The 10,133-nt window shown below is 34.6% G+C and carries 15 protein-coding genes; 1 reads left to right on the plus strand and 14 read right to left on the minus strand.

What is annotated here, in order from left to right; translation table 11 throughout:
- Nucleotides 1-108: 108 nt before the first annotated feature.
- Nucleotides 109-501, minus strand: coding sequence for a S1 RNA-binding domain-containing protein (locus tag IV81_RS08670; protein WP_057804278.1), 393 nt, complete (start codon nt 499-501; stop codon nt 109-111).
- 130 nt (nt 502-631) lie between these two features.
- Here IV81_RS08670 and IV81_RS08675 point away from each other — a divergent pair, with 130 nt between their 5' ends.
- Nucleotides 632-1,276, plus strand: a complete 645-nt coding sequence (locus IV81_RS08675) for a VTT domain-containing protein (protein ID WP_057804304.1) — start codon at nt 632-634, stop codon at nt 1,274-1,276.
- Between the two features lie 98 nt (nt 1,277-1,374).
- On the opposite strand, the gene IV81_RS08680 is transcribed toward IV81_RS08675, so the two are convergent.
- The 13 genes from IV81_RS08680 to comGA form a co-directional block, all read right to left on the minus strand.
- Nucleotides 1,375-2,010 (minus strand): TIGR01906 family membrane protein, encoded by a 636-nt coding sequence (locus IV81_RS08680; RefSeq protein ID WP_057804280.1) that lies wholly within the window; start codon nt 2,008-2,010, stop codon nt 1,375-1,377.
- A complete protein-coding gene (locus IV81_RS08685) occupies nt 2,001-2,774 on the minus strand; it encodes a TIGR01457 family HAD-type hydrolase (RefSeq protein WP_057804282.1) in 774 nt (257 codons plus the stop codon). The genes IV81_RS08680 and IV81_RS08685 overlap by 10 nt, the downstream gene beginning before the upstream one ends.
- A gap of 2 nt (nt 2,775-2,776) precedes the next feature.
- Nucleotides 2,777-3,307, minus strand: a complete 531-nt coding sequence (locus IV81_RS08690) for a YutD family protein (RefSeq protein ID WP_057804284.1) — start codon at nt 3,305-3,307, stop codon at nt 2,777-2,779.
- Nucleotides 3,308-3,370: 63 nt separating this feature from the next.
- A complete protein-coding gene (locus tag IV81_RS08695; RefSeq protein ID WP_057804287.1) occupies nt 3,371-3,979 on the minus strand; it encodes a metallophosphoesterase in 609 nt (202 codons plus the stop codon).
- A gap of 1 nt (nt 3,980) precedes the next feature.
- Nucleotides 3,981-5,339, minus strand: coding sequence for an amino acid permease (locus IV81_RS08700; RefSeq protein WP_057804289.1), 1,359 nt, complete (start codon nt 5,337-5,339; stop codon nt 3,981-3,983).
- A gap of 94 nt (nt 5,340-5,433) precedes the next feature.
- Entirely contained in the window at nt 5,434-6,438 is a 1,005-nt protein-coding gene (locus IV81_RS08705; protein WP_057804291.1) for a class I SAM-dependent methyltransferase, read from the minus strand.
- 30 nt (nt 6,439-6,468) lie between these two features.
- Complete coding sequence (locus IV81_RS08710) at nt 6,469-6,699, minus strand: hypothetical protein (RefSeq protein WP_057804293.1); 231 nt, start codon at nt 6,697-6,699, stop codon at nt 6,469-6,471.
- 61 nt (nt 6,700-6,760) lie between these two features.
- Nucleotides 6,761-7,186 carry a competence type IV pilus minor pilin ComGF gene (locus IV81_RS08715; RefSeq protein ID WP_057804295.1) on the minus strand — a complete coding sequence of 142 codons (426 nt, stop codon included), beginning with the start codon at nt 7,184-7,186 and terminating at the stop codon, nt 6,761-6,763.
- Entirely contained in the window at nt 7,164-7,352 is a 189-nt protein-coding gene (locus tag IV81_RS08720) for a hypothetical protein (RefSeq protein WP_057804297.1), read from the minus strand. The genes IV81_RS08715 and IV81_RS08720 overlap by 23 nt, the downstream gene beginning before the upstream one ends.
- A complete protein-coding gene (locus IV81_RS08725; RefSeq protein ID WP_057804299.1) occupies nt 7,330-7,767 on the minus strand; it encodes a prepilin-type N-terminal cleavage/methylation domain-containing protein in 438 nt (145 codons plus the stop codon). The genes IV81_RS08720 and IV81_RS08725 overlap by 23 nt, the downstream gene beginning before the upstream one ends.
- On the minus strand, nt 7,757-8,059 hold the full coding sequence (gene comGC, locus IV81_RS08730) for a competence type IV pilus major pilin ComGC (protein ID WP_057804300.1): 303 nt from the start codon (nt 8,057-8,059) through the stop codon (nt 7,757-7,759). Before comGC ends, IV81_RS08725 begins: the two co-directional genes overlap by 11 nt.
- Nucleotides 8,060-9,106, minus strand: coding sequence for a competence type IV pilus assembly protein ComGB (comGB, locus tag IV81_RS08735; RefSeq protein ID WP_236696861.1), 1,047 nt, complete (start codon nt 9,104-9,106; stop codon nt 8,060-8,062).
- Nucleotides 9,045-9,983 carry a competence type IV pilus ATPase ComGA gene (comGA, locus tag IV81_RS08740; RefSeq protein ID WP_057804302.1) on the minus strand — a complete coding sequence of 313 codons (939 nt, stop codon included), beginning with the start codon at nt 9,981-9,983 and terminating at the stop codon, nt 9,045-9,047. The genes comGB and comGA overlap by 62 nt, the downstream gene beginning before the upstream one ends.
- Between the last annotated feature and the right edge of the window lie 150 nt (nt 9,984-10,133).

Below are 10,133 nucleotides of genomic sequence, written 5' to 3' on the forward strand. Positions count from 1 at the left end.
AGATTTGAATGTCAACAACTTTTTTCAAAGTAATTTTTATCATTCCTTCTCTCAAAGTGCGGTGTAACAACGCCGCTCAAATATAGTACCAAGATTAATGACCATTCGTCAAGCATTTTCATGAAATTCTTTTTCTTTTTCTTTCCTACTTACTTTAGCTTCTCGAGAAAGCGGCTCAAAACCACTGATATAATGGGATTTTGTCCAATATCTCTTTCTACCTACGTAAAATGTAACTGGACGCGGATAGTCCTTTAGATTCCCCTTTGTTTCCTTTAAAGCGCGGATAGAAAGGGAAAATTTTTTATCTCCGTCATCTTCCATCACGATTGCTTTAACTTTTTGCCCCACCGCAAATTTAACCTGCAAGTTTTTTATAAAACCGTCGTCACATTCCGAAACATGGATTAACCCTTTTCGATCTTTTTGATCCGTTACAAATAGTCCATACGCTCGAATACCAATAATTTTAACTTCAATGATATCGCCAATTCTATACATTGTTAATATTCCTCCAAATGTTAATTTTACGGTAACCTTCAAATAATTACAAAAATATATATAAAAATATGCAATAATGTACAAGACCCTGTATCTAATATATAGGAGTACTCTGAAAGGAATGATTTTTTTGCAGTCGCTTATTGACTTTGTCTTACACATCGATGCGCATCTCGTTTCGATCGTAAACACGTTTGGAGATCTTACCTATCTAATTTTGTTCTCCATAATTTTTATTGAAACTGGTGCCGTGATCCTCCCATTTTTACCTGGTGACTCGTTACTTTTTGCCGCAACTGCTCTTTCTGCCAAGCCCGAATACGGATTAAGTGTATGGATCTTTGTCGGTATTTTTTGCCTCGCAGCACTTTTAGGAGATTCACTAAATTTCTATTTAGGAAAGCACGTCGGTATGGCCCTTCGCCGTCATCCATTTTTTGGACGTTTTATTAGTGACGAAAAAATGGTTGAAGCTGAGCACTTTTTTGAAAAGCATGGAAACATATCAATCACGCTAGCTCGTTTTATTCCTATTATTCGAACTTTTGCGCCTTTCGTAGCCGCTGGATCAAACATGCCATATAAAGACTTTATTAAATATAATATTATTGGAAATATCGCCTGGGTTTCCATTTGCTGCAGCGCAGGCTATTTCTTTGGCAACATTCCATTCGTCAAAGAGCATTTCTCTCTAGTTGTAATTGGAATTATTGTTGTCTCGTTGATTCCCGCGGTGCTTTCCTTTGTAAAATCTAAAACAAAAAAGCAAGCATAGCCTCAACAAAATTCAATCTCAAGCCACCACTTATTCCTAATATAGTACTTTTATACACAATAAAGCTCTTAAGCAACGTCGACTGCTTAAGAGCTTTATTATTTTTCTTGATTCATTTTTCTTTTAACTATTATGAACGAAATGATTAAATAAATTTCAAGTAACACAAAGATGCTGATAAAACATATTGTAAAAAAACTATCTGGTAGAACATTTATGATCGGATCTTTCACCGGATCAAAAATCCAATAGTTATTTCTGAAAAAGAGTTTATGAAACATGACAAACCAATAATCAAAATTAAGGGTCAAAAAAAACACAATCATCGGAATAATAATCAGCATATTCCGAAGTCCCATAACTAAAATCCACCAACTATTATTTTTTCTGACACGTGAATACATAATGATGCATAGAATAGTAAAGGCCACTAGAATACCAAAATTCAGTAAAAATAGATCCTTGACTTCATGCATATGTTCATAACCATGGATTGAAAATGGAAAATCACTCAGTTTTAAATCCTTAACCCAAGGAAATTCTAAATACATTATCAACTGGTAATAATTCTTCATGATCTTAGCAGTTGTCATCCCTACCAACTTTGTCATTTGAGCATTAATTGTCATTCGAAATAAAAAGAACGAATTAATTGTTATAAAAATTGCCCAACTTAATCCTGTGATACAAATCACCAAGGGATATAGCAATTTTTCCCAAGTCTTTATTGCCATTCGTCTAAGCTGTCGATTTCGTGAGTTGGTTTAATTTCTTTTTTGGCAACTACATCTTTAGTGGACACCCCGGTATAGACGAGTAATGTATCAATGCCAAAATTTATTCCTGCTGAAATATCAGTCATATAATTATCACCAACCATCACTACCTGGTTTTTCTGTAAATTAATAACATCTAGAGCCTTTTCCATAATGATGGTTTCAGGCTTTCCAATATAAAGGGCTTTTTGTTGCGTGGACCGCTCTAAAAGAGCAATAACTGATCCGGCCCCCGGTACAAGTCCTCGTTCGTTGGGTAAATTCGTGTCGGCATTTGTACCAATAAATTTAGCTCCCTTTTTTATTGCTAAAGTTGCTATCTCAAATTTATGATAAGTTACATCATAATCAAGACCCGCTACAACAAAGTCTGGATGGTCTTCTTCCATTTCAAATCCTTTAGACAAAATAGCCCGTTTTAATCCCAATTCGCCAATGATATAGACCTTCCGGTGATTTTTATCAGCAATTCCGTCCAGATAATCAGCCGTGGCCAATGCTGCGGTGTACACATTAGAGGCTTCAGCCTTGATTTCATGATTATCCCTTAGATTTTTAGCGACATCTTCAGGAGTTTTAGTCGTGTTATTCGTTAAAAAAAGAAATGGAATATTGTTATACTGTAATCTCTCAATAAACTTTTTGGCTGCAGGAATTTTTTCTTTCCCTCGATAGATCGTTCCATCCAAATCAATTAAATATCCACCATAGCTGCTAATCATTTCTACCTTTTCTCCCTAATTGTAAAAGTTTTTTGCTTCTTCTTTTTGCCTGTACTAACGACCTCGTTGTGTCTTTTTGACACTGGCTTACGTGTCTTTTTCACTTTTTTGCTCTGCCGAGTTTTAGTACTTTTCTTTGAATCTGAACGTTTCTGATCTCTTAACCAGCGATTTTTGGCACGCTCGTTAACTTGCATATTCTTTAAAATAAAATATGGACAACCAAATCCACAATATTCATAAAGATAGTCCTGTACTCGGCTTATTTTTAAATTATTTGCCACAGATGTACTATCGGAGTAGAACCCCTTTAATCTTAATTGCCCTGATCCGATATCACCTACCAAAAAATCATATCGACTAAATAATCCAACAAATCGTTCTGCTAAAAGTTCATCATTAAATGCATCTCGATAATTTTCTTCCAACCGATACTCATGATCATTGATTAAGACCTCGTCTTCACTGATCCAGTCGACTTTATTGATAATTGGTCTTCTCATCTCAGACAATTCTTCACTCGTTTTTTTCATTCAAGTTCCCCACTTAACTAGCATAAATCCTATCGTAATTAAAAAAAGAGGAAAGGTCAACGCCTACTTCCTCTTTTTAAAATCAATTTCTTTTCCAACAATCATTTGTTCTAAGTCTGATTCCGAAAATGGCGTTCCAAAAGGAATTTTATAATCTAAATAATCTGCTTCAGGAGTGTCCACACCCACATTAATATTTTCCTTGATATTAACGCTAAAATGGTGAATATGCCCATGTAGATTAATAATTTGTTTTACAATTCCGAGCATAATTGGGTAGTGGCTCATAATCAATTGTCGATGGTTTAGCTTTATGATTGTGCCAACAGAATGAAATTGAAACTTGGGCCGCCCATTCAGCAAATAATTATGCGCCTCTAAAAATTTAAATAAACTTCTCGAATCATGATTTCCCTTAATAAAGATTAGGTGTCCATGCAAAGCATTGAGTATATCAAAAACCTGCTGATTTGCAAGACTTTCAGGTCGGACAAAGTTTAATGCAATGTCGCCTAAATGATAAACATTATCGTCGTTTGATACCCGTTTATTCCAATTGACAATAATGGCTTCATTCATATCCTGTATATTGTCAAAATCACGGGGGGCAAAATCTTTATCTCCCAATAGTTCTTTATGAAAAAAATGGGTGTCAGATGTAAAAAAATTCAATCTACAGTTCCTCTTTCTTTCTGAATTTTGCCACACTGAACATTACTACAAACCATACCAACGAGCCTCCCAGCGCAATTGCCGTCTCTTTTTGCAGCAGCAAAACAACTCCAACTAATGCCAAAAAGATGAGTACGACGTAGTTACTCAAGGGAAACATTGGCATTTCAAATCCAACTGTTTTTTTAGACTGCTCTTTTTTAAACTTCAGATGGGCTAACACAATTGTACCCCAAATGAATAAAAAGCACGTTGTTGCAATACTCGAAATTAAAGTAAAAACTCCGTTTGGCATTAAAATGTTTAAAACTACCGCAACTGCAATTACAACGGACGACAACAGAATTGCATTTTTAGGAACCTGACTTTTTGATAATGTTCCTAATTTTTTACCAAAATTACTTTTGCTTCTGTACGTTAGTGAAAAAAGCATTCGGCCCGTTGTAAATAATGAACTATTACAAGCCGAAGCAGCGGCCGTTAATACGACAAAATTGATAATTCCACCCGCTCCAGGGATACCAATGTTCTTAAATACTTGGACAAATGGACTACTATCTGGGCTAATATCTTTCCAAGGATAAATTGCCATTAGGAAGAAAAGTGCTCCAATGTAGAAAATACCAATTCGAACTGGGATTTCATTAATCGCCTTTGGTATTACGCTTTTAGGATCTCTCGTCTCGGCAGCTGTCATCCCAACCATCTCAATTCCAACAAAAGCAAACAACACCATCTGAAATGATAAAACAAATCCCTTTATCCCTTTAGGAAATATTCCCCCAAAATTAACTAAGTTGGTTAATTCTGCTTGGCCAACATTTGTCTTCGTATGTAGAATCACCATTATGAAACCAATCGCAATTAACGCTAAAATCGCCGCTATCTTGATTATTGCAAACCAAAATTCAGTTTCACCAAATGCCTCAACCGTAACCAAGTTCAATCCAATTAACAAAATCAAAATAATGAATCCTGGTATCCATTGCGGAACGTTAGGAAACCAGTACCTAATATACATTCCAGCGGCAGTGATTTCCGCCATCGCAATTGTTATCCAACATATCCAATACGTCCAGCCCGTAACAAACCCGATTTTCTCTCCCAAATATTTAGTAACAAAATCAACAAAAGAAGTAGAGTTCAAATCAGATAGCAATAGTTCCCCAAGCGCCCTCATTAACCAAAAACAGACCAAACCAGTTATTATATAAGCTAACAAAATCGAAGGGCCTGCAAGATGAATTGAACTACCTGCTCCCAAAAATAATCCCGTCCCAATCGTTCCCCCAATTGCAATTAATTGGACATGACGACTCTTTAAATTTCGAGCTAGTTCATTTTTGCTCTGTTCTTTCATAGTTAAAACTTCCCCCAGATTGTCTTATAAATATTAAAAAATCATTAGACTTTAATAGCCTAATGATACATAAATCTGGTTGATTAGTAAAATTTTAACTTAGACTGCTTGCCGACCATTTTTTAAAATCACTCAAAAATTCTAACATTTTCTTCTGATCGTTAAACTCTGGAAATTCTCCCAATAAAACTTGCTTAGCTTGTTTTGCATTATTTCCAACCTTTTGCAGTAATAAAATTGACTTTTGAGTTTGACCGCTTTTAAACATTTTAGTCGGCAAATTCAAAATTGCCTGCAAATAAACTCTGTCATGGAAATAAGAAAGTAATTTCTTAGCTTCTTCTGTTTGAAATAAATTTCCTGGGACTAAAAACAGCCCATACCCTCCGAGACGTAGAGCGTTCATCGATTGTTCAATTAACAGATGGTGGACAAACGAATGCCCATCTTCACTATGCGTTTTAAAATCTTTAACCCGTTCATCAATTGGATAAAAGCCAACTGGTAAGTCTGATACAACTATATCAACATCTTTAACCAATAAATTATCAATGCTGTCTTGATGGAATAAATCAACGTTTAATTTTTCAAAATTAAACGACATACTGGCGATTGACAAGAGCGTATCATCGTTATCAACTCCAACTGCTTCAAATTCAATTTGATGACTCTGAAAGTAATTTAGAATTGTTGATAGCAGATTTCCTGTCCCAACTGCTGGATCAAAAATCGTGATTCTTTTCTCGTTTGTTTTTAAATTTTCAATAATATAATTGAATAACATACCAATCGATTCAGGCGTAAATTGGTGATTAGCCTGAATACGTTCTTCTTTATTTGCCTGAATCATTACCAATTGAATTGCTTGTCGTAATTCTTCGGGCTGGTACTCAGAATATTGGAATTCTTTATATATTCCATTTAGTTTTGCCACCGTTTTTGCATCTGGTTTTCCATCTTCGACCTGAATTTTTCCAGAAATTAAATTATCACCCGTTTCAATAAATGCATCCAAAAAATCAATCTCTAAATTTGACTTTAATAGCTGAATTGATTGATCAAATATTTTATAAATCTTTTCAATATTCTCTGTATTCATATTCGTCTCCCCTAAACGTATTTATCAAAGTTAGTAGCCATTCTGATTTAATTCAACCTCTACAGTTTTACCTTTTGTAACTTTTATAGTCAAGTTCTTTCCACCATTTAATTCTACGGTACCAAAGTGCTTATCGCTATAGTTTTTAACATTTTCCTTCTTTCTTTGAATCAAAAGCTCATTCGCAAGAATTTTTGATTTAGTTAGCTGTTGTTCATCTTTTAAAGTTAGAATTCGCTGATGTGCCCGTTCACTAACCACATAATTAACTCCCGTCAGAAATGTTAAGACTAACAAAACGATTAGTAGTGCGCTACCTCGCTTATTTTTCTTTTTGGGGAATAAACACCAACGCATCAAATTTTTGGTTTCGGACCGTAATTTCAATTTTAATTAAATTTCCTTCCTTACTAAAGCGAACATGCGCAATTTCAAGCATGAGCGGCATATGCCCTGGAGTGTATCTAAGCATATTCCGATATAAGCCCAAGTAATACGTTTTTTCTTCGACCATTGAATAAAGCTTTAGCTGATCACTTTCCAAACCAACTAACTTAAAACCATGTTTGGGGGATTCCAGATCTTGAACAATCGTTTCTAATTTATTTTCATAATCTCTTTTCATTTCACCGTTAGCAGTTTCAATCGATAACGAGCCTAATAGAACAACCATAGATAGAATGCTCAAGGCAATCACTGCTTCAATCAGAGTAAAACCCCTTTTTTTAAAGTTTTTGCCTAATTTCATTTAATATTTTCCGTTCATAGTTTAATTCAATTTGATTATCTTTCATTTCAGCGTTCCATCTATGCCACATGCTTAAAGAATTGGTCACGTAGCCACTTATAATGATCAAAGCAATTACTCCCTCAATCAAAAGTGAGCCCTTCTTAGTTGTTTCTCTTAATTTCATATACTCCCCACCCCATTTGAACCGTCAAGTCGTATTTGGGCTTTTTCTGATTAGCATCACAGATGATGACTTTGCCAGGCGCAGTAACGCCATTTCTCCCGATATAAAAAACTTTATCCCTTGTATACAAACTAGGAGGGACTTTTAAGTGTTTAACCCATTTTTTACGATATCTTTGGCACAAAAAAATAATTTCTTGCGTGTTTTCATCAAAGTCAATTGATCCCTTATAACCGTCATACGTAGTTAATCTGTACATATTTTTCCAGTTCATATCGAACCTTTTTAAAAAAACTTTTTCGTTAATATTGTCTCTGGAAGTCCGAATATTCACATATCCAACGATTAATACACTACTTGTAATTAATAGAACGATCGACGTTTCCAATAACGTAAATCCTTTTTTAATGTGCATTCACGCGTCCTTCGTTGATTTTTATTCCGTCTCGGCTGGCTTGTTGGACCTGCTTATCTGATAAATATCCTTTTTCCTTCAAATCATCAAGGCTCTTCGGACTTTCATCGAACTCATTTTCATATAAATCAACTTTGGTTTGAACCACCTCTGTCATTGCATCACCCTGGATGCGTTTAGCGTTCTTCTTTTGACCCGACACGTTTGGCAAAATAATTAGAATCAATAAAGATATAATAAATAATACGATTGTCATTTCAATTAAAGTAAAGCTCCGCTTCATTTTTTTCATTTAACTTACCTCTTTCATCGAGCTATACATTGGCGTCAAAATACTTATATACATTAAAATAATAACTATCCCGACAATGCCAAATAATATTGGCTGAATTATTAAAACAAGTCTTTCCATGGCTTGAACCAAGTTTCTGTACTTAAGTGTTGATAAAGCATTAATCTCTTCGGATAATGTTTCTCGGTTGCTGCCCTTTTTAATTAAAAATACCAGTTCGTCAGGTAAAAATACTGCATTCAAAATCATTTTATGCACATCTTGGCCATCAGTGATCCCCTTCTCAATTCTCTTTCCGATTTGATAAAGCAATGATTCCCGATCAAGGTGTGTCATATAATTACAAATACTACCGATTGACATCCCACTTCGCACAAAAAGAGCTAAATTTGATGTCAGATAGTAATGACAATATGTCTTGTACAACTTGCCAAAAACTGGTAACCGGCATAGCAAAGCGATCTGATTTGTAATAGTTTTCTTTTTAAAATCAAGCAATAATTTTAATGCTGTTAACACTGATAATAAAAAAATAGCAATTAAAATGATTTTAATTAATTTACTTCGAAACGAGGCGGTACCTGTATCCCAATTAGCTAATTCCGGCATAATATAAATCCTCATTCCAATCAACATCACGCCCAAGAACATCATCAAAAAAATCGGATATTGGATTAAAGATTTTATCTTTCGTCGTTGTTCGTAGCGGCTATTAAAAACTTTAGAAATAGATTCCAATGTTCGCCTTAAACCACCATGATAGTCTGCAATTTTTAGTTGATAGTACACATCAGTTGAAACATACGGACGAAAGGCTTCTGAAAAGCTTTTTCCTTCTTGTAATTTTTTTATCACAACATCCATTTGATTTTTAATCTTAGGTTTCATTACTCGAATAAATTCAACACTTTTTTGAATTGAAACCCCCATATCCGTTAAATCAACAATCGTTGAAAAAATAAAGGCTTGATCCTTTAACATGATTTTATCCGTATTGAAACTCTTGGAAAGTTTCAGACGTGATTTTTTTATTTCTATACCATTCATTTAATTTTTCTCTCCAACTTTTGGATTCAAATACTAAGTCCGGATGATACGACTTGATTTCCGTTAAAATTTTTCCTTCCAGGTTAATCATCGGTACCATTCTTTGATAAATCGTTGCAGTTAACGCATCCGTTAGATGATCCTTTTGCACCCCTAATTCAACTATTCTGTTGTATACACCGCTAACATTCTTAGCATGAATCGTTGTTAAAACTAAGTGTCCACTCAAAGCCGCTTGAACGGCAATCTCTGCCGTTTTTTGATCTCTAATTTCGCCTATTATAAAAATATCCGGTCTATTTCTTAGGCCACTTTTTAAGAGTTCTTGATATGACATCCCCGACTGATCATTTACCTGCAATTGCAAGAAATTATCTTCATGAATTTCCACAGGATCCTCAATTGACATAACAACCTTCGTTTCACTCAACTTTTTGGCAATTTCATAAATTAACGTCGTCTTTCCAGATCCCATCGGTCCTGAAAAAACAATTAATCCTCGTAACCTGGCAGCAATTTCAATTATGTTCATGCTTTCGACATCTAGAGGAGCATGTTGATCACTTATTTTATAAATAAATCTGATCACCATCGATGGTCTATCTAAAAAATCACCAACCGTTGAAATTCTTAAATTAACCACTTCGTTTTTTTCATCCATCCAAGCCATTGCTCCATTTTGTGGACGCCTTTTCTCACTGATCGACATATCGGCTTTATATTTCATATAACTCATTATCTGCTCAGCGTCCGCTTGGCTAATTTGTTCCGCCTTCTGATAACTTTTAATGTCACGGTATAACAGTTGATAGTAATCGTCCTTAGGCATAATAAATAAATCACTATAATGCTGGTTAATCGCCTCTTGAATAATCATAGATACTTTTTTCAAAACTTACATAATTTGTTCCCCCTTTCCTTTTAAATTAAGCAAAAGATTAATATTTTATTTTTTAAAATAAAAAAAGAAGTTGCGACTGACTTTTTCATCGCTCAGAAGATAAAATGGCTGTACAATATTTGGTGT

The organism is Pediococcus stilesii (assembly GCF_001437075.1).
In the GTDB taxonomy this organism is placed as follows: Bacteria; Bacillota; Bacilli; order Lactobacillales; family Lactobacillaceae; genus Pediococcus; species Pediococcus stilesii.

What these genes read in the sequence shown, in the direction of transcription:
- IV81_RS08725 (WP_057804299.1), bottom strand. Translation starts at nt 7,767, where the DNA reads ATGCACATTAAAAAAGGATTTACGTTATTGGAAACGTCGATCGTTCTA.
- IV81_RS08705 (WP_057804291.1), bottom strand. Translation starts at nt 6,438, where the DNA reads ATGAATACAGAGAATATTGAAAAGATTTATAAAATATTTGATCAATCA.
- IV81_RS08700 (WP_057804289.1), bottom strand. Translation starts at nt 5,339, where the DNA reads ATGAAAGAACAGAGCAAAAATGAACTAGCTCGAAATTTAAAGAGTCGT.
- IV81_RS08670 (WP_057804278.1), bottom strand. Translation starts at nt 501, where the DNA reads ATGTATAGAATTGGCGATATCATTGAAGTTAAAATTATTGGTATTCGA.
- IV81_RS08720 (WP_057804297.1), bottom strand. Translation starts at nt 7,352, where the DNA reads ATGAAATTAAGAGAAACAACTAAGAAGGGCTCACTTTTGATTGAGGGA.
- comGA (WP_057804302.1), bottom strand. Translation starts at nt 9,983, where the DNA reads ATGATTATTCAAGAGGCGATTAACCAGCATTATAGTGATTTATTTATT.
- IV81_RS08715 (WP_057804295.1), bottom strand. Translation starts at nt 7,186, where the DNA reads ATGAAATTAGGCAAAAACTTTAAAAAAAGGGGTTTTACTCTGATTGAA.
- IV81_RS08690 (WP_057804284.1), bottom strand. Translation starts at nt 3,307, where the DNA reads ATGAAAAAAACGAGTGAAGAATTGTCTGAGATGAGAAGACCAATTATC.
- IV81_RS08685 (WP_057804282.1), bottom strand. Translation starts at nt 2,774, where the DNA reads ATGATTAGCAGCTATGGTGGATATTTAATTGATTTGGATGGAACGATC.
- comGB (WP_236696861.1), bottom strand. Translation starts at nt 9,106, where the DNA reads ATGAATGGTATAGAAATAAAAAAATCACGTCTGAAACTTTCCAAGAGT.
- comGC (WP_057804300.1), bottom strand. Translation starts at nt 8,059, where the DNA reads ATGAAAAAAATGAAGCGGAGCTTTACTTTAATTGAAATGACAATCGTA.
- IV81_RS08680 (WP_057804280.1), bottom strand. Translation starts at nt 2,010, where the DNA reads ATGGCAATAAAGACTTGGGAAAAATTGCTATATCCCTTGGTGATTTGT.